Origin of the sequence: Rhizobium phaseoli (assembly GCF_001664385.1) — a bacterium.
GTDB classification, from domain to species: domain Bacteria; phylum Pseudomonadota; class Alphaproteobacteria; order Rhizobiales; family Rhizobiaceae; genus Rhizobium; species Rhizobium phaseoli.
This window is the reverse complement of sequence record NZ_CP013534.1, coordinates 97,926-121,260: the sequence shown is the minus strand read 5'-3', so window position 1 is coordinate 121,260 and position 23,335 is coordinate 97,926. Positions and strand designations below refer to the sequence as shown.

The window sequence follows — 23,335 nt, the reverse complement described above, 5'->3', positions numbered from 1 at the left end:
CTTGATGCCTAACCCGGGAGAAAGAGGTCAGGCGGCCTGGACTTTTTTGGAGGTGCGGGCCCATTCCGGCAGCCAGTTGCCGTGGCTGGCGAGCAGGTCGTCGACCAGCGACCAGATCTGGTCGAGGTCGAGTTCGGCTGATGTGTGCGGGTCCATCATCGCGGCGTGGTAGATGTGCTCGCGATTTTCCGTCATCAGCGCCTGCACCGTCAGTTCCTGCACGTTGATGTTGGTGCGCATCAGCGCGGTCAGTTGCGGCGGCAGGGCGCCGATGAAGGTCGGCTGGATGCCTGACGCGTCGACCAGGCAGGGCACTTCGGCGGCGCAATTTTCCGGCAGCGAGGTGATGCAGCCATTGTTGCGGACGTTGCCGTAGATCACCGAGGGTTCGCCGGTCCAGACCGAGTTGATGATCGAGGAGGCATATTCCTTCGACGGCTCGACCTCGATCTTGTCGGCGGTGCGATAAGCTTCCGCCTGGCCCTTCCAGCGCTCGATCTGCTCGATGCAGCGCTTCGGATATTCATCGAGCGGGATGCCGAATTTCTCGATCAGGTCGTCGCGGCCCTCCTTGATAAAATAGGGCGTGTATTCGGCGAAATGCTCCGAGCTTTCAGTGACGAAATAGCCGAGCCGCGTCAGCATCTCGTAGCGCACCTTGTTGGGGCAGCGCGGGTTCCAGCCGGGCTTCGGTGCCCTGCCCTCGCGATAGGCGCGCAAGAGATCGGGATAGAGGTTGCGGTAGGAGCCGTCGGCCTGGCGATGCTCGAATTTGAGATAGAACGCCATATGGTTGATGCCGGCGGCGCGGTAGCGGATTTCCTCATAGGGAATGTCGAGGTCGTGAGCGAGCTCCATCGCCGTGCCCTGCACCGAATGGCAGAGGCCGACCTGGCGGATGGTCGGGTATTTCTCCGATATCGCCCAGGTGTTGATCGCCATCGGGTTGACATATTGCAGCATGATCGCCTCTGGGCAGACGGCGAGCATATCCTCGCAGACCTTCCAGAGATGCGGCACGGTGCGCAGGCCGCGCATGATGCCGCCGACGCCGAGTGTGTCCGCGATCGTCTGGCGCAGGCCGTATTTCTTCGGCACCTCGAAATCGGTGACGGTGCAGGGCTCATAGCCGCCGATCTGGAAGGCGACGACGACGAAATCGGCGCCGGCAAGCGCCTTGCGCTGATCGGAATAGGTCTCGGCCTTGGCCTTGACGCCGAGCGTCGAGATCAGCTTGTTGACGACGATGGCGCTTTCTTCCAACCGCTGCGGGTTGAGGTCCATCAGGGCGATCGTCGCGCCCGAGAGTGCGGGACGCTGCAACACGTCGCCGATGATGTTTTTCATGAAGACGGTGGAGCCAGCTCCGATGAACGTGATTTTGGGATTTGCTGCCATTATAACCTCCGGCATGCGGTCAATCATGCTACCTCGAAAGCGGCTTTGACGAGCCGTTCGGTGTAGGCGGTCTTGGGATGGGTGAGAACTTCGTTGACAGGACCTTCCTCGACGATCTTGCCATGCTGCATGACGATGACGCGGTGGCAGAGCGCCCTCACAACCTTGAGATCGTGGGAGATGAAGAGGTAGCTCAGGCCCCGCTCGTCCTGCAGCTTGCGCAACAGCTCGATGATCTGCGCCTGGACGGAAAGGTCGAGGGCTGACGTCGGCTCGTCGAGCAGGATGAATTCCGGCTCCAGCGCGATGGCGCGGGCAATGGCGATGCGCTGGCGCTGGCCGCCGGAAAATTCATGCGGGAAACGCGAGAGGATATTGCCGGGCATGCCGGCCGAGATCAGCGCCTCGCGCACCCGGTCCTGCCGCTCGCCCCTGGTGGCGCCGAGCCGGTTGACGACGAGGCCTTCCTCGATGATCTGGCCGATCGTCATGCGGGGGTTGAGCGAGGAGAACGGGTCCTGGAAGACGATCTGCATGCGGGCGCGCAGCGGCCGCATCTCGGCTCGGGAAAGCCCGTGGATCGGCTGGCGGTCGAAATGGATCTCGCCGGCCTGGGGCGTGTTCAGCCGCAGGATCGCCTGGCCGAAGGTGGTCTTGCCGGAGCCGGATTCGCCGACGAGGCCAAGCGTCTCGTGACGGCGCAGCGTCAGGCTCAGGCTGTCGACGGCGACGAGTTCGCGCATTTCGGGCTTCAGGAAAGTGCCGTGGCGCAGCATGAAGCCGACGCGCACGCCTTTGGCGTCGAGGATGATATCCGATCCCTCCGGCAGCGGATTGGCCTGGCCGCGCGGCTCGGAGGCGAGCAGGTGTTTGGTATAGGCGTGCTGCGGATTGGCAAACAGCGCTTCGGTGACATTGTGCTCGCGCACCTCGCCATGCTGCATCACATAGACGTAGTCGGAGAACTGGCGCACCACCGTCAGGTCGTGGGTGATGAGGATGACCGCCATCCCCAATTCCTTCTGCAGGTTGCGGATCAGGTTGAGGATCTGCGCCTGCACGGTGACGTCGAGCGCCGTCGTCGGCTCGTCGGCGATCAGCACGTCGGGATCGTTGGCGAGCGCCATGGCGATCATCACGCGCTGGCGCTGGCCGCCGGAAAGCTGATGCGGATATTGCTTCAGCCGCGCGGCGGGGTCAGGGATCTGCACATGTTCGAGCAGTTCGAGCGCCCGTTTTTCCGCTTGCCCGCGGCTCATCCGGCGATGCACGCGGATCGCCTCGACGATCTGGCTGCCGATCGTATAGATCGGGTTCAGCGAGCTCATCGGCTCCTGGAAGATCATCGAAATGCGGTCGCCGCGCAGCTTGCGGCGGGCCCGCTCGGAGAATTTCAGGATATTGCTGCCGTCATAGGAAACGGTCGAATTGCCGGACACGACGGCGCGCTTCGACAACAGCCCCATCACCGTGCGCGCGGTCACTGATTTGCCGGAGCCGGATTCACCGACGATGGCGATGGTCTCGCCGCGATAGAGCTGGAAGGAGACGTCCTTGACGGCTTCGACCATGCCGTCCTCGACCTTGAAATTCACCGCGACATTGCGGGCGTCGATGATCGGCGTCTCAGAACGGCCGTCATGATCGTGGCGGACGGGCGGGGCGAAGGAATTGACCAGGGAAAGAGCCATATCAATCACCTCAATAAGGGTCGACTGCGTCGCGCAGTCCATCGCCGAGCGCATTGAAGGCGAAGACGGTGACGAGCACGAAGCCGACGGGAGCGAGAATCCAGGGATAGGAGCCGATGACCGAATAGGTCGCCGTATCCTGCAGCATCAGCCCCCAGGAGATCAGCGGCGGCTTGACGGCAAAACCGAGGAAACCGAGGAAGGATTCCAAGAGCACGACGCTCGGTATGTGCAGCGTCACCGCGACGATGACGTGGCTCATCACGTTCGGGAAGATATGCTGGATGATGATGCGCTTGTCGGTGGCGCCGACAGCCATGGCCGCCCTGACATAATCGATGCGGGCGAGCGCCAAGGTCTTGCCGCGCACCTCGCGCGACATCTGCGCCCAGCCGAGCGCCGACATGACGACGATGACGAAGGCAAGGAAGACATTGGTCGGCGCCGTCACCGGAATGAGCGAGGTCAAGGCGAGATAGAGCGGCAGCTGCGGGAAGGCGAGCACCAGCTCGACGAAGCGCTGCAGCCAGATATCGAAGGTGCCGCCGAAATAGCCGGAGACCATGCCGACCGTCGTGCCGATCAGGGTGACGATGAAGACGACGGTGAGCGCAATCATCAGCGAGATGCGCGAGCCGATGATGGCGCGCGACAGCACGTCGCGGCCGAACTTGTCGGTACCGAGGAAATGCACCGGCTGGCCGTCGGTCGAGCCGAAGAAGTGGCGGTCGGCCGGGATCAGACCGAACAGCTTGTATTCGGCGCCCTTGACGAAGAAGCCGAGGAGCCTCGGATTGTCGTAATCCATGCCGACGATCGGCTGGAAGGTCACCGGGTCGAGCTCCTCGCTATCCGACAGCGCATAGACGCGCGGCTGGAAGACGAAATTGCCGTCCTTGTCGTGGAAGCTCATCACCTGCGGCGGCGCGAAGCCGACATCGGTCGCCTTCGGATCCATCGGCGCGAAGAAATCGGCAAAGACCGCCATCAGGATCAAGAGCCCGACCAGGATGAGCCCGGCCATGCCGGTCCAGGAGCGCCTGAGCCGGCGCCAGACGAGCGCCAGATAGCTCTCGCTGCCGTGCGACGGCTTCTTCACGGCAAGTTCGGTGGTCGGGGGCGTGGCGGACGAGTCGAAAGCAAGCATCTCAGGCTCCTCCGAATTGGCGGACGCGCGGATCGAGCAAGGCGAGCAGCATGTCGGCGATGATATTGCCGACGATCAGCGTCGCCGACAGCACCATCATGAAGGTCGCCGTGACATAGACGTCGCCGATCGCCATCGAGCCGACGATCGCCGGGCCGACGGTCGGCAGCGCGAAAATGATGGCGGTTTCGATCTCGCCGGTCAGCATGTAGGGCAGCACGACGCCCTGATACATCACGAGCGGATGCAACGCGTTCGGCACGGCATGGCGCATCACCACGGCGCCGCCGGAAAGCCCCTTGGCCTTGGCCGTCTCGACATATTGGGCATTCAAGGTATCAAGCAGGTTGCCGCGCATGACGCGCATATTGTAGGCGAGCCCGCCGAAGGTGGCGATCGCCACAACCGGCCAGACATGCTGGACGAGGTCGACGAATTTCGCCCAGGACCAGGGCGCTCCGCCATATTGCGGCGAGAAGAAGCTGCCGATTTCGGACACGTTGAACTGGAAGACCAGGAGATAGACGATGATCAGCGCCATCAGGAAGCGCGGCACCGTCATGCCGAGAAAGGACACCGCCGACAGCACGCTGTCGATCCAGCTGTACTGGCGCATCGCCGCCCAGATGCCGAAGCCGATGCCGAGCACGGAGGCGAAGATGTGGCAGACGAGGGCCAGAAGCAAGGTGCGCGGCAGGCGCTCGCCGACGACGTCGGCAACCGGCTTGTTGTAGAACATGCTGTAGCCGAAATCGCCGCGGGTGACGATGCCGCCGATCCAGTTGACGTATTGCACGACCATCGGCTTATCGAGGCCGTGCTCGACCCGGTAGGCCTGCGCCTGGGCGTCGGCCTGGGCGTAGGAGGCGCCGCCCTGATTGATCAGCTGCGATCTTATATAATCGGCATAGTCACCGGGCGGGGCCTGGATGATCGCGAAAGTCACCACGCTCAGAATGAAGAGAACGGGGATCGCGGAGGCTATGCGCACGAGCAGGAATCGCAACATCGGACGGTTCGCTTCTCTTTGCCGCCAGTCGCTCCTTGTCAGCGCGGCCGGCTTGTTGATTATATCAGGCCGCGCGCCACGCGCGGCCTGACTCTCACTTCAGCTGGGAGGGAATTTTTCCCGCGCGCCGCATCACCTGCGACGCGCTTAGCTTTTACTCCCTGATGCCATGCATCAGTTGGTCGGACCTTTGTCGCCGGGCTTGCCGGGCAGCTGCTCGGGGAACAGCTCATATTTGCCCTGCTTGTCGGCGGCCACCCACAGGCGTTCGCGGATCACCGAATCTTCGGCCCAGTTGAACATGAAGATCGGCGTGCCCTGCGGCACATTCGAGAAGCGCTTGTTGATGATCAGCGCGCCCGGATATTCCGTCAGTCCGACCGTGTTGACGTGCTCGGTCGAGATCTTTTGATACTGCTTCATCAGATCGACGCGCTCGTCATTGTTCTGGCTGGTGGTGAACTTGTTGACGACGTCGACCAGTTCCTTTTCGAAGGGCATCAGATCGAGCTGATCATCCTTGCCGGCGCGATGCTGCCAGCTGGTGCGCGGACCGACCGGGGCAAGCTGCTCGGTATTCTGCACCACCGACGACAGTTCCGTGGTGTTGCGCTGGATCAGCCAGTCGAAGCGGCCGGCATAATGGGCGTCGTCACGCTTGGCGCCGTCAAGCGCATTGATGACGATCTTCAGCCCGAGCTTCTCCATCTGGCCGACGACACCTTCGGCAAGGCTCTTGTCGGTCGTGTACTGATTGTTGATCAGCATGACGATTTCGACATTCTTGCCGCCGGCCGTGCCGGCCGGGAAGTTCACGATGCCGTCGCCGTCGGTATCCTTCAGCCCGGCCTTGGCCAGTTCGGCCTTGGCGCCCTTGAGATCGAAGGGATAGTAGACGGTGGAGTTGCGGTCGTAGAAGCTGGTGCCGGAGGACAGCCCGCCCGGATAGATCGCCGTGAACGGCCCCTTGACCAGCGAGTCGCCGATTGCCTTGCGGTCGAGCGCCATGGTGACGGCCTTGCGGAAGTCCTCGTTGCGGTTCAGTTCGCGGATCGCCTGGCCGCGCTCATCCGGATTGCCCCAGCCATTGGCGGAGAAGTTCATGCGCAGGTTATAGCCGATCAGGCGCGGCCCGAAGGCGAGACGGGCGGGCGCGGTCTTCTCGGCGGCGCGCTTCAGCGAGGCGACGAAGTTTTCCGGCTGCTCGAGGTTCGAGAAGTCGGCGGAGCCCGCCACCGCCTGCACGTCGCGGTCGGCCCAGGTCGAGAGCTTGTAGTGCAGCTCGTTCAGATAAGGCAGCTGATTGCCCTTCTCGTCGACCTTCCAGTAATAGGGGTTGCGGCGGAGCACGATGATGTCGTCGGAGCGATATTCCACCGGCACCCAGGCGCCCATGACAGGCATGTTCATGTATTCCGGCGGGAAGGCGTTCTTGAACTGGTCGTAGGTGTTCTTCGAATATTTCGGATGCTGCGGTTTGAGGATATGCGACGGACCCGGGCAGAAGTTCGGGTAGGCCATCGTATAGAGATATTGTTTCGGGAAGGCCTCCTTGAAGGTCCATTCGACGGTGTAGTCGTCGATCTTCTTCAGCGTCGTGCCGACACCAAAGGCCTCCGGCGAAGCGCCGCCGCCGAGCGGCGAGACGTTCGGGTCGATCACCTCGTCGTCCCAGTAGAACATGATGTCGTCGGCGTTGAACGGCGCGCCGTCCGACCATTTGGCGCCTTCGACCAGGTGCATGGTCAGCTTATGGCCGTCCTCGGACCAGTCCCAGCTCTTGGCGAGATTCGGCAGCGGCTCGGTATCCTGGGCTTTCACCTGGAACAGCGGTGCGGTGCGCGTCAGGCATTCGGAAAGGCCGATATCGATGCCGCCCCAGCCCTGTGTCTGGCCGGCGCCATAGTTCCAGCCTTCTGGGCGGCCGCCGATGACATGGCGCATCGTATCGCCGTAGACGCCGGTGCCGTCGGGCATATTGCCCGTCTTGAACACCATCGGCTCCTTCGGCAGCCGATCCTTCACCGGCGGCAGCTTGCCGGCGGAAACGAAATTCTTCGTCACCCAGTCGGGCTCGTGATATTCGGGCAGCGCCTTGAACTCCAGAATGGAGTCGCGCGCGACATAATTGATCTTGCCTTCGGCCGGAAATTCCGGCGGCACCGGCGGCACGGTCGGTTCGGAAGCATGGGCATGCAGCGCCAAGACCGAAACGCCGAGCGCCAGTCCGGCCAGAATGCCTGCTTTGCGGAAATTCATCATCGTTTCTCCCTCTTGTTCCGGAGCGCGGGCGTCACCGGGCTCCTTTCTCCTCGAACGGCGTGAAAGCGGGCTGATGTCATGGATTTTCCTCCCGGAAACCCATGACGACCCATCCTTCACGAAAATCAGCCGGCCTGTTTCAGCGCCGCCTTTTCCGCGCGCAGCTCCTCGATCGAGCGCACGTTGCGGCGTGCGGCCCCGGCCCAGTCGCGGGTCTGCACCTTGGATTTCGACAGCCGCTCCTTGGCGGCCGGCACGGCATCTGCATATTGCGGCAGCCAGCGCGCCTGGGCAACGACCATCTCGTCGACCATCTGCCAGACCTCCTCGGGCGTCGACACGGCGCCGACCAGCGGATCGTGCAGCACGGCGAGCTTCAGCAGGTCGATATCGCCCGAGATGGCGGCATGCACCGACATGCGCTGGACGTTGATCGAGGCGATGCAGGTCGCCGCGCAGGCTTCCGGCAGGGTGACGCCGGAGACCATATTGATGCCGAAGCGATCGACGAAGCCGGGCGATTCGATGATCGCATCGGACGGCAGGTTGGTGATGACGCCATTGTTCTTGACGTTGAAGTGGCCGCGATAGACCCGGTTGGTCTCCAGGGCCTCCAGAATGTGGCTCGCATGTTCGTTCGAGCGCTTGGCCGGATCGATCGGCTTGGAGGCGGATTCCAGGAACTGCGGGAACTCCGTCTCGAACCAATTGCGCGTCTCGGTGGAGTGGCGGAGATAGCCGCCGGTCTCGCCGTGGATCCAGTCGGACATGTCGATCCAGCGGGTGATTTCCTCCGGCCGCTTGCGGTACCAGGGCAGGTATTCCGAAAGGTGGCCGTTGCTCTCCGTCGAATAGACGCCGAAACGCTTCAGCACGTCGATGCGCAGTTTCTCCTGCTGCGAATAAACAGGATGCGCCTCGAAGGCGGCGATGAGCTCATCCTTGCCGATCTTGCGGCCGTTGAGGCGCAGGTCGATAAACCAGGTCTGGTGATTGATGCCGGAGCAGATATAGTCGAGTTCACCAAGCGATTTGGCCCCGAGCACCTCGGCGATCTGTTCGGCGCCGTGCTGGACACCGTGGCAGAGGCCGACCGTATCGACCTTGCCGTATTCGATGGCCGCCCAGGTGTTCATCGCCATCGGATTGGCATAGTTCAGGAACTTCGCGCCCGGCTCGGCGACCTCCCTGATATCCTTGCAGAAATCGAGAATGACGGGGATGTTGCGCTGGCCGTAGAGAATGCCGCCGGCGCAGATCGTATCGCCGACACACTGATCGATGCCGTATTTCAGCGGAATTCTGATATCGTCGGCATAGGCCTCGAGCCCGCCGACGCGGACACAGCTGATGATATAGCGCGCGCCTTCCAGCGCCTGGCGCCGGTTGGTCGTCGCCGTCACCTTGGTCGGCAGCTTGTTCGACTCGACGATACGGTCGAGGATCGCTTTGATCATTTCGAGATTGTGTTCGCTGAGATCGGTCAGCGCGAATTCGACGTCGCGGAACTCCGGAACGCACAATATGTCGGTGAACAGCTTCTTGGTGAAACCGACGCTGCCCGCACCGATGATAGCGATTTTGAAACTCATGATCTTCACCTCGACCCGATGGAATGCTAGAGAAAATATGGTTGTGAGGGATCAGGCCGCATGCCGGCGCATGTGGTTGAAAGAGCCGTAAAACCTGCCTGTTTTCCTCCCGGCCGCTGTATCGGCCGCGTTCTCCTCGTTTTGTTGAGCGGGATTATGCCCGAATTCGGCAGGCCGACCAGAGAAGGATTATGCTTTCAGGGGTAATTTTGTGCTGCAGGATTTGATCGCCAACGGACAGTCGATGAGGACGGTTTCGCTGCCCCGCGGACGCCAGCGTCTGCACGCCATGCCGACCAGCGCCGGCTATGAAGTGCGGGAGAACGAAACCTATGACTGGGACGGCCGAAAACGCGGCCAAACCCCGTTCACCGTGCTGCAGCACACGATCAGCGGCAGCGGCCGGCTGCGCTATTTGAATCGCAATTATCGCCTCCACGGCGGCGACACGCTGCTGGTGCTCGTGCCGCACAATCACCGCTACTGGCTGGAGAAGGGCGAGCGCTGGGAGTATTTCTGGATCTCGATGAACGGCGAGGAAACCCTGCGCATCCACCAGCTGGTGCTGTCGACCGCCGGCCCGGTCTTGAAGCTGCAGCCGTCGACCATCGATCATCTCGCCGATTGCAGCCTGCGTCTCGTCAAGGGCGCGGCCTCGCCGGGTGCGGCCTCGGCAATCGCCTATGAAGCGGCGATGGCGCTTTATGACGACGTCTTCAACTCGCCGGCCTTTGCCGCCGAGCTCAGTCTGATGCAGCCTGTCATCGACCACATCAACGCCAATCTCGACAAGCCGCTGCCGGTCAGCGAACTCGCCGCCATCGTCGGCCTCAGCCGCGCGCATTTCTCCCGCAGCTTTGCCGAGAGCGAGGGCGTGCCGCCGGCCGAATTCGTGCTGCAGCAGCGGCTGCAGCGCGCCGTCAAGCTGCTGACCAAGGCGGATTTCCTGCCGGTCAAGGAGGTCGCCATCATGTGCGGCTTCGAAGACGCCAATTATTTCTCAAAAGTCTTCCGCCGCGTCTACGGCACCAATCCCACCGAATTCCGCACGACCGGCATGTATGCCAGCATCGGCCGGCCGAAATAGCGTCGCAAGAGCGGCAGCCAGGCGATCTTCAGTCAGCAGCACCCGCTTGCCTTCGACGCCCGCGGGCACATCTTCAATGCTGAACCCGGGCCAACGATTGGAGTTTCAATGCAAGGCGGTTCTTCATGTCTATCTCCAGCCCAGTGCCGTGCCGCGCGTGCTCTCATCGCCTGGTCCAAGCAGGATCTGTCCGCAGCCTCCGAGGTAACCAAGGCGACGATTGCCGGCTTCGAGGCCGAGAGGCTTTTTCCGGACGAGCGAACGCTGCGACATATCAAGCGCACCCTGCAAGACGCCGGCGTGCTTTTCATTTCGGAAAATGGCGGCGGCGCCGGCGTTCGCTTGGCAAAACCGGCATCGGCTTCTATAGACACTGACGAGACCGAGACGGTTCAATATGAAGAATATCTCAAAAACGACGCCCCTCCCGGCGCTGGCGGCTGAATGACGAAGAAGCAGAAGCTTGAGCACTCCGAACTGGCCGGAGAATTCACCGACGACGGCATCACCCTGCTCGTCGATATTTTTCGAACGGCCGGCAGCAACGAAGACTGGACGATGGAAGTCGTCACCCAGTCGGAGGACCTGATCCGCTGGGACGAGCCGTTTGCGACCGACCGGGAGGCTTTCGACGAATTCCTGGCGGTGGTGGCGCGCGACGGCATCCGGTCCTTTCTCGAGGACGAAGAACCTTCCGTGCATTGAGGGGCAGCCCCGTGAAAAGCATCAATGATCTCGTCGCCTCGGCGAAAACCGTCTGCGACCGATACCGGGCCGGACGAATGGAGCGCGAAACCGTGCGTGAATGGGTCCTCGGATTGGGCGCCTATCCATCGCCGCATGGGGAGCGCGTGCGCGAAGCGATGGAATGGTTCCGCCTGCACAATCACGAGCCTGTTTCGGAAGATATCGTGCTGGTGGACATCGACCGGCTGAAGGCGATTTCGGCGCCGTGACGAGGAAGCGCTTTGCTTCAGCGGCGATCCGGACTAGCGCAATTGCGCCGTTACTCGGCGGCGTAGGACCAATGACGATCATGAGCCTTAGGCATAATGCGCTCATCGCAGCTTACATGCGAAGAGGGCTGGGGGTTCTGCGGGCTTCGGTAAACGTGACACGCTTACGAAGGCTGATATGAGTCCTGGATCTCAGGCGTGAAGCGCAAACCAAGCGCGGCTGGGTCAATTTAGTTCGTGCGATATGTAGAAGGAACAGCACGTGGCAGCATTTCCGGAAAAGGCAAAGGTCGTCATCATCGGGCTCGGCGGCATCGTCGGCGCCTCTATCGCGCACCATCTCGTCGAGCGCGGATGGGACGATATCGTCGGCATCGACAAGTCGGGCATCCCGACCGATATCGGCTCCACAGCCCATGCCTCGGACTTCTGTTACACCACCAGCCACGATTATCTCTCCGTCTGGACCACGCAATATTCGATCGATTTCTACGAGAAGATGGGCCATTACGCCCGCATCGGCGGCCTCGAAGTCGCCCGCACCGGCGACGATGCCTGGATGGAGGAAATCAAGCGCAAGCTGTCCTCGGCCCGCGCCTTCGGCACCCGCGCCCATTATGTCAGCCCTGCCGAGATCAAGGAAAAGTTCCCGCTGATCGAGGAAGATCAGGTGATGGGCGGCCTCTTCGATCCGGATGCCGGCCTCGTCATCCCACGCTCGCAGACCGTCGCCGGCAAGCTGGTCGATGCCGCCGAAAAGGCCGGCAAGCTCAAGGTGTTCGGCAACACGCCGGCGAAATCGCTGATTGTCGAAGGCGGCCGCATCAAGGGCGTCGTCACCCATCGCGGCACGATCATGGCCGACCACGTCATCGTCTGCGCCGGCCTCTGGGGACGCCTGATCGCCGAGATGGTCGGCGAAGACCTGCCGGTCATGCCGGTCGATCACCCGCTCACCTTCTTCGGCCCCTATAACGAGTTCGAAGGCACCGGCAAGGAAATCGGCTTCCCGCTGCTGCGCGACCAGGGCAACTCCGCCTATATGCGCGATACCGGCGACCCGGCGACGACCGAGGGCGGCCAGATCGAGTGGGGCTATTACGAAGCCAACAATCCGCGCATGTGCCATCCGCGCGAGCTTCTCGAAAAGCACGAAGCCCGCCTTTCGCCCTCGCAGCGCGATCTTGAGATGGAACAGATCCTCGAGCCGCTCGAGCGCGCCATGGAACTGACGCCGATCCTCGGCGAACTCGGCTATAACGAAGGTCACTCCTTCAACGGCCTGCTGCAGGTTTCCGCCGCCGGCGGCGCCTCCTGCGGCGAGAGCCAGAAGGTGCGCGGTCTCTGGTATTGCGTTGCCATCTGGGTCAAGGACGGCCCGGGCTACGGCAAGCTGATCGCCGACTGGATGACCGACGGCCGCACCGAAATCGATCACAACAGCATCGACTACGCCCGCTTCTATCCGCATCAGTTGACCGAAGAATTCATCGAAGGCCGCTGCTTTGAGGCCGCGCAGAAGATCTATTTCCCTGCCGTTCACACCCGCGAACCCTATCTATCCGGCCGCAACGCCAAGCGCTCGCCCTTCTACGAGCGCGAAAAGGAGCTGGGCGGCTACTTCATGGAACTGGGCGGCTGGGAGCGTGCGCACGGCTATGCCGCCAACGAGCACCTGCTTGAGAAGTACGGCGACCGCGTGCCGGTGCGTGAGAACGAATGGGACAACCGCCATTTCTGGCGCGTGTCGAACGCCGAGCATCTGGCGATGAGCGAGGATTGCGGCATCGTCAATCTCAGCCACTTCCACATGGTCGATATCGAGGGACCTGACCATGTCGAACTGATGGAATGGCTGTGCGCCGCCAAGGTCGGCGGCGATGCCAATATCGGCAAGGGCGTCTACACCCACTTCCTCGACGACGAAGGCATGGTCCGCGCCGACTTCACCGTCTTCCGCATGGCCGACCGCTGCCGTCTCGTCAACGGCGCCGATGCCGGCCCGCGCGACCTGCACTATATGAGACGCGTCGCGCAGGATCGCGGCCTTGACGTGACGATCACCGACGTCTCGGAAAAATTCGTGACGGTCGGCATCTGGGGTCCGAACGCGCGCGAGACGCTGAAGAAGGTCGTGGCCGATCCGGCCGGGCTCGATCAGGAAAACTTCGCCTTCGCAGCCATCAAGCCGATCGAAATCGCCGGCAAGACGGTCACTGCCTTCCGCATCTCCTATGTCGGCGAGCAGGGCTGGGAACTGCACATGAAGTACGAAGACGGTCTCGCCGTCTGGGATGCGCTGCGCTCGACCGGCGTGATGGCCTTCGGCGTCGAGACCTATGCAAACTCGCGCCGCATGGAAAAGAGCCTGCGCCTGCAAAACGCCGACCTGCTGACCCAGTACAACCTGATCGAAGCCGATCTCGCCCGTCCGAAGGTCAAGGAAGCCGATTTCCGCGGCAAGGCAAAACATCTCGAATACAAGGCGCGCGAACACCAGCCGGCCATGCTCTGCACGCTTGTGATGACCGAGAATACCGACAAGTCGGGCGTCAAGCGTTATCCGCTCGGCAACCTGCCGGTCGTCGATCCCGCCACCGGCGAGGTCTTGGTCGACGAGCTCGGCCGCCGCTCCTACACCACCTCGATCGCCTACGGCCCGACGGTCGGCAAGAACATTGCGCTCGCCTACCTGCCCTGGTCCTATTGCCAGGTCGGACGCAAGCTGAATATCGAATACTTCGCCGAGACCTATCCGGTGGAAGTCGTCGGCGTCGGCTACAAGCCGATCTACGACCCGGAAAACCTGAAGCCGCGCACTTAAGCGCTGAAATCGCTGTGGCGCCCCATGCGGGCGCCACAGTCTTTTTACGCGATGTGCGCTAGTTGCCGTCGTGATCGTCACCTTCGGCGCCATTGTCCGGCGCTCTGCTCGGAACGAACCGTTTCGAGATCAGCCAGCAGCCGAGCGCCCACAGCGCACCGGCGCACCACCCGGCGAAGACATCCGTCGGGTAGTGGACGCCGAGATAGATCCGGCTCAGACCGATGATGACGGCGAGGAAAACGCCGGCCCCCATGACGAAGATCCGGGTCGAGCGGTAACGCTGTGTGCGCGCCACCAACGCCCCGAGCGTCAGATAGGTGACCGCCGAAACCATCGCATGGCCCGAGGGAAAACTGAGATCGCTGACCTCGACGAGATGCGGCACGATATCGGGGCGCGGCCTCGCGACGAGGATTTTCAGCGTCGTGCTCGCCAGCCATCCTGTCAGCACCGAGGAAAAGACGAAGATCGCGATCGGCCAGCGCCGGTCAAGCAAGAGATAGACTGTGACGAGAACGGTCATCAGCGAGAGAACGGTGATGCCACCGAGACTGGTGATGTCGCCGACGGCATGCGTCAGCCAGCCGGGGCCGATCGGCACGCCAAGCTCACCCGGCCGTCGCAACGCCAGCAGGATCGTTTCGTCGAAACGGAGCGTCTCGCCTTCGAGCACCTCGCTCGTCATCCGCTGCAGCACGAACAGCCCGCCGGCGATTGATGCCATGGTGATCAATGTCAGCGGTTCATATGCGCCGAGTCTCGTCCAAAATCCGCGTTGTTGAACCTCGCTCATCCCTGAGTTCGAACTCCCTTCTTATCATGCCGCTCTCCGCCAGATCGGCAAGGTGAGCCGCAAATTCAAGACCTTGCGACATTTAAGGCGTGTTCATAATGGCATCCGCTGCCCATCCCGGCGGCCCGGTAGCAAAAGCTCAACCTTCTTTTGCTATCGCTGGAGCGATTGACCTGGAGAGGTTTCGGCGATGAAAATTCTGACCGCGATGGTTCTGATGGCAGGCGTCCTGCCGCCGGTCTCGGCCTTCGGCGAGACCGAATGGATGGGCGGCGCAAGGCAATGGTCGGTCGGCTTTGCCGGCGAACACCCTGCCTACTGCCGGCTGCTGTGGGACAGCGAACTGGGCAAGACGATGGAATTCCGTCAGAGCGCCACCGAAACCTTCTGGCTGGTCTCGAAGAACACGTGGGACATTCCCACCGGCACCACGACCGAGGTGACGCTGACCGATCGAGCGGCAACGAAGGTGGTCGCCGCCGAATTCTTCGACAAGAACACGCTTCGCCTCTGGCCCAAAGGCAGCAAGGGCAGCGGCGGACTGAAGAAGATCATCAAGAATTCCTTTGCTGGAACGCCTGACGTGCAATTGACCTTTGCCGGCGACGAAGGTGACTGGACGCTGCCGCTTTCGCGGGTGGATCAGCTCTATCCAACCTTCGCCCAATGCCTCAAACGGCTCGAGGCCAGCGAGCCGGCCAAGCAGGATTCGGCAACCAGTAAACCTTTCTGACGAGTCGCCTAGACAGCCGGCGGCGCTGTCTCGCGGATCAGATTGCGTACGGCCTCGATATCGCCGTTCAGCGGCCGCTCGTCGCCATAATGAACCACATGTTCACGCACGGCTTGATAGAGGAGCTCCGTGCCTGCCGCCCGCGGCGCGGTTGCCGCCAGGAAATCATGCGCCTGGGCTGCGGCCATCAACTCGATCGCCAAGATATATTCGGCATTGTCGATGACGGCGAGCAGCTTGCCGGCGGCCGCCGTCGGATGGGCGAGAAAATCCTCCTGCAGGCCGGAGGTCAGGCCGCCGTCCATGGCCGCGGGCGCGGCAAGCCGACGGTTGTCGTTGCTCAGCGCGGCTGCGGTATATTGGGCGATCATGAAGCCGGAATGGCTGCCGGCATCGCTCGCCAGAAACGGCGGCAGGCCGCTGACCAGCGGATTGACCAGCCGGTCCATGCGTCGCTCGCTGATCGCGCCGATCTGCGCCAGCGCAACGGCGAGGCTGTCGGCCGCCTGCCCGAGCGCCGGGGCGACGGCATGCGCCTCGGAGGAAACGATCGGCTGCTCCGGCGTGCCTGAGACAGCCGGATTATCCGTCACCGAGGCAAGTTCCTGATCGGCGATGCGGGCGGAATTGTCGAACACGTCGCGGGCGGCGCCATGGGCATGCGGTACCGAGCGAAGGCTCAGCGCATCCTGGGTGCGCCGGCCGAAGGCGGCGGCGACGAGGCCGCTGCCCTGGAGGCGGGCGCGCAAGCTGGCTCCGACCTTTTCGATCCCGGCAGACGGGCGCAGCGCCAGCACCGCCGCGTCGAAGGCGGCGATCTGGCAGCCTGCCGCTTCCAGCGTCAGCGCCGCGATGGCATCGGCCCAGTCGAGCAGCCGTTCGGCACGCAAAAGCGCTGCTGCGATCAGCCCCGTGGCGCAGGCCGTGCCGTTGACGAGGCTCAGGCCCTCCTTGGCGCCGAGCACCAACGGCTGCAGGCCGATCGCCGCCAGCGCCTCGCGGCCGCTCATGCGCCGACCGGCCACAGTGGCGCTGCCTTCGCCGATCAGGACGAGCGCGGTATGAGCATTGTGGGTGAGGTAACCGGCCGAGCCTTTCGACGGCACGTCAGGAATGCAGTCATGCTCCAGCAAGGCTGTGAGATGCTGGACGATCTCGCGCCGCACGCCGGAATGGCCGTGGGCGAAATTGGCGATCTGGGCGGCGATGATGGCGCGCACCTCCCGCCCGGCCAGCAGCGGCCCGACGCCGCAGGCATGGCTGAGCACGATGCTGCGCGACAACAGGCTCTGCGAGGCGCGGTCGACCACGGTATCGGCGAGCGCTCCGACGCCGGTGTTGACGCCATAAGCGCGCACGCCCGTCTCGACGATGCTGGCGACGATGCGGCTTGCCTGCTCGACCCGCGCCCAGGCGGCCGGCGACAGCGCAAGCGCCTCCCCTGACCCGACCCGCGCGACATCGCGCCAGGTTAGCACCCTATCGATGGTGATCGTCATTGGCCTGTTCCGAAATGACCGATGAACTGGCGGAAAGCCGGCGACGCGCCGCCGCCGAACATATCGTCCGGCTTGCCGCTGCTTTCGACCAGCCCTTCGCGCATGAAGACGACGCGGTTCGAAACGTTGCGGGCAAAACTCATCTCATGGGTGACGACGAGCATGGTCATGCCTTCCTCGGCAAGCGCCCGCATGACGCGCAACACCTCGCCGACGAGTTCCGGATCGAGCGCCGAAGTCGGCTCGTCGAAGAGCATGACCTTCGGCTTCATCGCCAAAGCGCGGGCGATTGCGGCGCGCTGCTGCTGGCCGCCGGAAAGATGGGCGGGATAGGCATGACGCTTATCCGCAATACCGACCTTTTCGAGCAGCGCTTCGGCCTCGGCGATGCAGTCAGCGCGTGGCCGCTTCAGCACATGGATCGGGCCTTCGATGACGTTCTGCAGGATCGTCATATGGGACCAGAGATTGAAGGACTGGAACACCATGCCGAGTTCGGAGCGGATATGGTCGACCTGCTTCTGGCTGGCCGGCCTTGTCTTGCCGTTCTTGTGCACCATCTCGATGTGCTCGCCATCGACCCAGATCTCACCGTCGCTGGCGGTTTCGAGCAGGTTGATGCAGCGCAGAAAGGTCGATTTACCGGAGCCGGAGGCGCCGAGCAGCGAAATCACATCGCCGTCCTCGGCATCGAGGGAAATGCCGCGCAGCACTTCGTGCGTGCCGAAGCTCTTGCGGATATTGCGGACCGAAAGTCGGGTTACGCCTGGCATGATTGCTCCAATCGAAATCAGGTTCCGCCTAGACCTTCAGCGCCTGCGGGATCGCGCGGCGGTGTCGGGACAGCGAATATTCGAGCAGAGCCATGCCCTGCAGGATGATGAAGTTCAAAACGAGATAGATGATCGCCGCGCAGAGGAAGACTTCCATAGTGCGGTAGGTTTGCGAGATCAGCCGCTGGGCCACACCGGTGACCTCCCAGACGGTGACGAGGCTGGCGAGCGCCGTCGACTTCATCATCAGCACGATCTCGGTGGAATAGGCCGGCAGCGCGTGGCGGAAGGCGATCGGCGCCAGGATGCGGCGCACCATCAGGAAACCGGACATGCCGATCGAGCGGGCGGCCTCGATCTCCTTCGGCGAAACGGCGCGGATGCCGCCGCGGAAGATCTCCGCCGTGTAGCCGGCGGTGCAGAGCGCCAGCGACAGCACGGCGCAGACCATCGGCTCGCGCAGGAACGGCCAGAGGAAGGAATAGCGGATGACGCCGAACTGGCCGAGGCCGTAGAACACCAGGAACATCTGGATCAACAGCGGCGAGCCGCGGAAGACGAAGATATAGCCCTTGGCGAAACCCGACAGGTAGCGGTTGCCGCTGACCCGCATCGTGACGATGACCAGCGCCAGCAGACCGCCGAAGAAGATCGACAGTGAAAACAGGATCAGCGTCGTCGGCACCGCCTTCAGCAGCGTCACCATGGTCGAGGCGAGAAAGGTGAAATCCATCGTCGCCCCCTTACGCCTGGCCCATGGCGGAGGCCGGCATGCTGCGATTGGCGCGGCGTTCCGCGCCGTTGAAGATACGGTCGGAAAGACTGGTCAGGATCAGGTAGAGGCAGCCGCCGGCGATGAAGAACAGGAAATATTGCCGGGTCGAGCCGGCCGCGACCTGGCTGGTGCGCATCAGCTCGGCAAGGCCGGTGACCGAGATCAGCGCCGAATCCTTGAGGCTGAGCTGCCAGACATTGCCGAGGCCGGGAATGGCGAAGCGAAGCACTTGCGGGATGATGATGCGGCGGAAACGCATGCCGCGATGCATGCCGATCGCCGAAGCCGCTTCGAGCTCACCCTTGGCGATCGCCAGATAGGCGCCGCGAAACACCTCCGCCTGATAGGAGCCGGAGATGATGCCGACGGCAAGCGCGCCGGCGGCGAAGGAGGGCAGGCCGAGGAAACCCTCGTAGCCCATCACCTTGCCGATCGAGGTGACGGCGGAGGAGCCGCCGAAATAGATCAGATAGATGATCAGCAGTTCCGGAACGCCGCGAAACACTGTTGTATAGACGTTGCCCAGCGAGACGAGGAGAGGATTGCCGGAAAGCTTCGCACCCGCGACGATCGCGCCCAGCACCGCGCCGATCGCAAGCGCCGTCGCGGTGACGGCCAGCGTCATCAAGGCAGCGAGAATGAGCAGCGCGCCCCATCCCGTCGAGCCGAAGCCAAGCAGTTCCAAGGTTGCCATAGCGTCCGTTCCCCGTCCGTGGCAGTGTTTTGTCGATCGAGAATAACACGCGGTCTCCGGCGATAAAGCCGGAGACCGGCGCCTGCGGCCAAAGGGCCGAAGCGCTTACTGTTGCGGGCTGACGTCGACCTTGAACCACTTCATCGAAAGGTTCTTGACCGTGCCGTCGGCGAGCGCCGATTTGATCGCCACGTTGAACTTGTCACGCAGATCGGTGTCGGCCTTGCGGATGCCGAGGCCTTCGCCCTCGCCCCAGATCGAGCCGACGATTTCCGGGCCGGTGAAGTCGAGCGCGCCGTTGGCGGCCTGGAAGGCATTGGCGAAATAAACGGCGTCGTCGAATCCGAGGTCGATACGGCCGTTCTGCAGGTCGAGGTCGCGGTCGGCGCCGGTCTTGTATTCGCGGATCTCGGCAATATCACCGAAATTGTCATAGACGAACTTGGCGTAGACGGTCGCCGCCTGGATGCCGATCGTCTTGCCCTTGAAGGCTTCCTTCAGCGCGTCGATCTCCTTCACGCCGGTCTGGCCAGGCGTCATCTTGATCGTGGCGCCGGTGCCGGCGGCTTTCGCCAGCGGGCTGTCCTTGGCGGTGGCGAAGGCGGCGGGGGTCGCAGCATAGGGAACGGTGAAGTCGATGACCTGCTTGCGCTCCTCGGTGATCGATAGCGCATCCATGATGACGTCGAACTTGCCGGCATTCAGTGCCGGGATCATGCCGTCCCAGTCGGAGGCGACGAGCGTGCATTCGATCTTGGCGCGCTCGCACAGCACCTTGGCAAGCTCCGGCTCGAAGCCGCCGAGCGTGCCGTCGGCATTGGTGAGGTTCCACGGCGCATAGGCGCCCTCGAGCGTGATGGTCGCCTTCGTCCAGTCCTTGGCAAAGGCAGGGGCGGCAAAGGCGGAAAAAGCGGCGACGCCGCAAAACAGGATGGCGCTAAATTTCATTGATGAATTCTCCTCTGGAGTTGAAACAGACCTTGCGGCACCGCCGATCTCCGCCGGCTTGCCCTTTCCGTCCTATTTTTATCTTGAGGACCGATTGGGAGGTTGTATATGGTACCATATGAGAAATTTTGTGATATGCAAGAGGAAAGTCGATTATGTGGCAAATTCCATCCGTGCAAAAGGAATAGGCAATGAAGCGTTCCGGCGAGATGAAGCGCGACCTGGCGGGAAATGACAGCACGCCGCTTTACGCCGGCGTCAAGCAGGTGATCCTCGACCGCATCCACAGCGGCGAATGGCCGCCGAAATACCGCGTGCCGTCGGAAAACGAACTGGTCGTCGAACTCGGCGTCAGCAAGATGACCGCCAACCGGGCGCTGCGCGAACTTGCCAATGAAGGCGAACTCGTCCGCATCCAGGGCGTCGGCTCCTTCGTCGCCGAGCGCAAGGGTTATTCGGCACTGTTCGAGGTGCGCAACATCGCCGAGGAGATCGCCGAACGCGGCCATATCCATGAAGCCTCGGTCATCGTTCTGGCCCGGGAAACCGCCTCTCCGGAGATTGCCGACGCCCTGGAGCTGGCAATCGGCGCCGCCGTTTTCCACTCGCTGATCGTCCACAGCGAAAACGGCGTTCCGGTGCAGATCGAGGACCGTTTCGTCAATCCGGAGGCCGCGCCCGAATATCTCGAGCAGGATTTCACGACGCTGACGCCGAACGCCTATCTGACCGCCGCCGCCCCGCTCAGCGGCTCCGAGCACGTCGTCGAGGCGGCGATGCCGCAGGCCTGGGAATGCAAGCTCCTGACCATCCTCAAGAGCGAGCCGTGCCTGACGATCCGCCGGCGCACATGGTCGGCGAAACAGGTGGTCTCCACAGCCCGCCTCGTCTATCCCGGCTATCGCTACCGGCTCGAGGCGCGCAGCGGCAAGATGTTCGAAGACTAGAACACCCGCGATGTTGTATATGGAACTTACGGTTATTGCGACGCCGGCGTGAACCGCGCCACCAGCGCGTGACGATCGCCTGGATAGGTGAAGCGCACGTGGGTCACCGGGCCGGCACCGCTCCAGGTGCGGCGCTCGACCACCAGGCAGGCGGTGTTGCGGGCGATGTCGAGGGCGGCCGCCACCTCGGCGCTGGCGGAAACGGCGTGAATCCGGTGTTCGGCGGTGCTCCACGGCACCTGGTTGAGCAGCCACGGCCCCGGCGCCACCGTCAGGAAATCGGCATCGGCCGCCTCCGGCACGGTCGCAAGGCTGATCAGCCGCTCCTCCAGACAGAAAGGCCGCGCGCCGGCATTGTGGATGCAGACCACCTCGACGACCGAGGACGTCAGAGGCAGCTCCAGCCGGCGACTGTCTTCCGCCTTGGCCTTGCGGCTCGTCTTCTTCGACACCGCATAGGAATAAGGCAGGTTCAGCGACTGCACCTCGGCCTTGATGTCGTGGATTTCGAGAACCGCCGATTGCGCCTGCGGCTGTGTGACGAAACTGCCGGATTTCTTGCGGCGCTCGATCAGCCCAGCCTTGGCGAGCTGGGTCAGCACCTTGTTCACCGTCATCCGTGAGACGTCATACTGCGTGGCGAGATCGACCTCGAAGGGAATGCGATGCCCCGGCGGCCATTCGCCCGAGACGATACGGCCTTCGATGTCGCCCAGGATGCGCTGATGCAAGGTGGGGTCCCTGCTTTGATTCATCGCCACGTTCCGATTGGTTTCCCGATCTAGTCCGAATGCCCCGCTCATGAAAAGCTCTTTTTCAGGCGGCCAGCAACTCACCCATCGCGGCAACGAAGCGACGGTCGATGGCGTCACGCTTGCGATGGCGACCGCCCTCCACCTGCTTGCGGCCGCGTGCCCAGACGCAATCGACGGAGATGCCGCCGGCAAACAGCCAGTGATCGAGGATCTGGTCGCCTGCGAGATAAGGAACGGCTGACATATCGAGCGAAACAAGATCGGCGTGATGGCCCTCGACGAGACCGGCCGGGGCTTTCAGCGCCGCGGCGCCGCCGGCAAGCGCCTTGTTGAACAGGCAAAGCGCCGTCGAACCGCCGGGTACGGCCACGACATTGCGGGCGCGCAGCGCCAGGCGCTGCGAATATTCGAGCTGGCGCAGTTCCTCCGGCAGGGAGATCCGCACGTTGGAATCCGAACCGATGCCGTAGCGCCCGCCCTCTTCGAGGAAAAGCGGCGCGGCAAAGGCGCCGTCGCCGAGATTGGCTTCGGTGATCGGGCAGAGGCCGGCGATCGCGCCGCTTTTCGCCATCCGGCGCGTCTCGTCCTCGGTCATGTGCGTCGCATGGATCAGGCACCAGCGCTCATCCACCGGCATATGATCGAGCAGCCATTCGACCGGCCGCGCGCCGGACCAGGCGACGCAGTCCTCGACCTCCTTCACCTGCTCGGCGACATGAATATGGATCGGGCCGTCGCCCGCCATCGGCGCGAGCTTCGCCAATTCCTCCGGTGTTGCGGCGCGCAGGCTGTGCGGCGCCAGTCCGAGCTCGGCGCCGTCGAGCCGCCCGGCCACCGCTCGGCATCCCTCCATCAGCCTTTCGAAGCTTTCGAGCGAATTGATGAAACGCCGCTGGCCGTCGATCGGCTGAGCGCCGCCAAAGCCGGAATGGGCATAGAAGACCGGTAGAAGCGTCAGGCCGATGCCGGTCTCCTGGCTCGCCGCGCCGATACGTTCGGCCAGCTCGGCGATATTGGCGTAAGCGCTGCCATCCCTGTCGTGATGGAGGTAGTGGAACTCACCGACGCGGGAAAAGCCCGCCTCCAGCATCTCCGCATAGAGCTTCGCCGCGACCGCCTCGACATGCTCCGGCGTCATCGCCAAAGCGAATTTGTACATGACCGTGCGCCAGCTCCAGAAGCTGTCGTTTGCCGGACCGCGCACTTCGGCAAGACCGGCCATCGCCCGCTGGAAGGCATGGCTGTGCAGGTTGCCCATGGCCGGGACGATCAGGGCATGGCGCTCATCGCCGGGTGCTGCGGCGACGCCCAGCTCGACCCGGGCGATGCGCCCGGCCTCGAGCGTCAGCCGCACGTCCTTCTGCCAGCCTTGCGGCGTCAGCGCAGTCCTCGCGTGAAGTATGGTCATGGCCTTTCTCCCCTTCTGCCGCGCCGCCGATCTTTCTTTTC

21 protein-coding genes are annotated in these 23,335 nt (G+C 62.9%); 7 read left to right on the top strand and 14 right to left on the bottom strand.

Features of this window, described 5'->3' with window-relative positions; genetic code table 11:
- Positions 1-27: 27 nt before the first annotated feature.
- The 6 genes from melA (AMC88_RS23895) to melA (AMC88_RS23870) form a co-directional block, all read right to left on the bottom strand.
- Positions 28-1,398: an alpha-glucosidase/alpha-galactosidase gene (melA, locus tag AMC88_RS23895; protein ID WP_064826174.1), complete on the bottom strand. Its 1,371-nt coding sequence runs from the start codon at positions 1,396-1,398 to the stop codon at positions 28-30.
- A gap of 23 nt (positions 1,399-1,421) precedes the next feature.
- Entirely contained in the window at positions 1,422-3,089 is a 1,668-nt protein-coding gene (locus tag AMC88_RS23890) for an ABC transporter ATP-binding protein (RefSeq protein ID WP_064826173.1), read from the bottom strand.
- Between the two features lie 10 nt (positions 3,090-3,099).
- Positions 3,100-4,236 (bottom strand): ABC transporter permease, encoded by a 1,137-nt coding sequence (locus AMC88_RS23885; RefSeq protein WP_004669733.1) that lies wholly within the window; start codon positions 4,234-4,236, stop codon positions 3,100-3,102.
- 1 nt (position 4,237) lies between these two features.
- A complete protein-coding gene (locus tag AMC88_RS23880) occupies positions 4,238-5,245 on the bottom strand; it encodes an ABC transporter permease (RefSeq protein WP_064826172.1) in 1,008 nt (335 codons plus the stop codon).
- Between the two features lie 174 nt (positions 5,246-5,419).
- Positions 5,420-7,507: an ABC transporter substrate-binding protein gene (locus AMC88_RS23875; protein WP_064826171.1), complete on the bottom strand. Its 2,088-nt coding sequence runs from the start codon at positions 7,505-7,507 to the stop codon at positions 5,420-5,422.
- Positions 7,508-7,632: 125 nt separating this feature from the next.
- Positions 7,633-9,099: an alpha-glucosidase/alpha-galactosidase gene (gene melA / locus AMC88_RS23870; protein ID WP_064826170.1), complete on the bottom strand. Its 1,467-nt coding sequence runs from the start codon at positions 9,097-9,099 to the stop codon at positions 7,633-7,635.
- Between the two features lie 244 nt (positions 9,100-9,343).
- On the opposite strand from melA (AMC88_RS23870), the gene AMC88_RS23865 reads away from it, so the two are divergent.
- The 5 genes from AMC88_RS23865 to AMC88_RS23845 all read left to right on the top strand — a co-directional run bounded on the left by AMC88_RS23865 (position 9,344) and on the right by AMC88_RS23845 (position 13,966).
- Complete coding sequence (locus tag AMC88_RS23865; protein ID WP_064826296.1) at positions 9,344-10,186, top strand: AraC family transcriptional regulator; 843 nt, start codon at positions 9,344-9,346, stop codon at positions 10,184-10,186.
- 108 nt (positions 10,187-10,294) lie between these two features.
- The gene (locus AMC88_RS23860) at positions 10,295-10,630 is read left to right on the top strand and encodes a hypothetical protein (protein WP_010012431.1); all 336 of its coding nucleotides are present in this window, start codon (positions 10,295-10,297) and stop codon (positions 10,628-10,630) included.
- Positions 10,631-10,891 (top strand): hypothetical protein, encoded by a 261-nt coding sequence (locus tag AMC88_RS23855; RefSeq protein WP_010006063.1) that lies wholly within the window; start codon positions 10,631-10,633, stop codon positions 10,889-10,891.
- 11 nt (positions 10,892-10,902) lie between these two features.
- Entirely contained in the window at positions 10,903-11,142 is a 240-nt protein-coding gene (locus tag AMC88_RS23850) for a hypothetical protein (protein WP_016736563.1), read from the top strand.
- A gap of 262 nt (positions 11,143-11,404) precedes the next feature.
- Positions 11,405-13,966, top strand: coding sequence for a GcvT family protein (locus AMC88_RS23845; protein ID WP_064826169.1), 2,562 nt, complete (start codon positions 11,405-11,407; stop codon positions 13,964-13,966).
- A 58-nt stretch (positions 13,967-14,024) separates the two neighbouring features.
- On the opposite strand, the gene AMC88_RS23840 is transcribed toward AMC88_RS23845, so the two are convergent.
- A complete protein-coding gene (locus AMC88_RS23840; protein ID WP_064826168.1) occupies positions 14,025-14,762 on the bottom strand; it encodes a phosphatase PAP2 family protein in 738 nt (245 codons plus the stop codon).
- A 190-nt stretch (positions 14,763-14,952) separates the two neighbouring features.
- Here AMC88_RS23840 and AMC88_RS23835 point away from each other — a divergent pair, with 190 nt between their 5' ends.
- On the top strand, positions 14,953-15,495 hold the full coding sequence (locus tag AMC88_RS23835; protein ID WP_064826167.1) for a hypothetical protein: 543 nt from the start codon (positions 14,953-14,955) through the stop codon (positions 15,493-15,495).
- Positions 15,496-15,503: 8 nt separating this feature from the next.
- Here AMC88_RS23835 and AMC88_RS23830 read toward each other — a convergent pair whose 3' ends face one another.
- The 5 genes from AMC88_RS23830 to AMC88_RS23810 all read right to left on the bottom strand — a co-directional run bounded on the left by AMC88_RS23830 (position 15,504) and on the right by AMC88_RS23810 (position 20,184).
- Positions 15,504-16,994, bottom strand: coding sequence for an HAL/PAL/TAL family ammonia-lyase (locus AMC88_RS23830; RefSeq protein ID WP_064826166.1), 1,491 nt, complete (start codon positions 16,992-16,994; stop codon positions 15,504-15,506).
- The gene (locus AMC88_RS23825; protein ID WP_064808170.1) at positions 16,991-17,767 is read right to left on the bottom strand and encodes an ABC transporter ATP-binding protein; all 777 of its coding nucleotides are present in this window, start codon (positions 17,765-17,767) and stop codon (positions 16,991-16,993) included. Before AMC88_RS23825 ends, AMC88_RS23830 begins: the two co-directional genes overlap by 4 nt.
- A 28-nt stretch (positions 17,768-17,795) precedes the next feature.
- Positions 17,796-18,500 (bottom strand): ABC transporter permease, encoded by a 705-nt coding sequence (locus AMC88_RS23820; RefSeq protein ID WP_004674851.1) that lies wholly within the window; start codon positions 18,498-18,500, stop codon positions 17,796-17,798.
- Between the two features lie 10 nt (positions 18,501-18,510).
- Positions 18,511-19,236, bottom strand: coding sequence for an ABC transporter permease (locus AMC88_RS23815; protein ID WP_064826165.1), 726 nt, complete (start codon positions 19,234-19,236; stop codon positions 18,511-18,513).
- Positions 19,237-19,341: 105 nt separating this feature from the next.
- On the bottom strand, positions 19,342-20,184 hold the full coding sequence (locus AMC88_RS23810) for a transporter substrate-binding domain-containing protein (protein WP_012490473.1): 843 nt from the start codon (positions 20,182-20,184) through the stop codon (positions 19,342-19,344).
- 191 nt (positions 20,185-20,375) lie between these two features.
- On the opposite strand from AMC88_RS23810, the gene hutC (AMC88_RS23805) reads away from it, so the two are divergent.
- Positions 20,376-21,131 (top strand): histidine utilization repressor, encoded by a 756-nt coding sequence (hutC, locus tag AMC88_RS23805; RefSeq protein WP_064826164.1) that lies wholly within the window; start codon positions 20,376-20,378, stop codon positions 21,129-21,131.
- Between the two features lie 32 nt (positions 21,132-21,163).
- Here hutC (AMC88_RS23805) and hutC (AMC88_RS23800) read toward each other — a convergent pair whose 3' ends face one another.
- Both hutC (AMC88_RS23800) and AMC88_RS23795 read right to left on the bottom strand, forming a co-directional pair.
- A complete protein-coding gene (gene hutC, locus AMC88_RS23800; protein WP_064826163.1) occupies positions 21,164-21,886 on the bottom strand; it encodes a histidine utilization repressor in 723 nt (240 codons plus the stop codon).
- Positions 21,887-21,947: 61 nt separating this feature from the next.
- Positions 21,948-23,294 (bottom strand): formimidoylglutamate deiminase, encoded by a 1,347-nt coding sequence (locus AMC88_RS23795; protein WP_064826162.1) that lies wholly within the window; start codon positions 23,292-23,294, stop codon positions 21,948-21,950.
- Positions 23,295-23,335 lie beyond the last annotated feature (41 nt).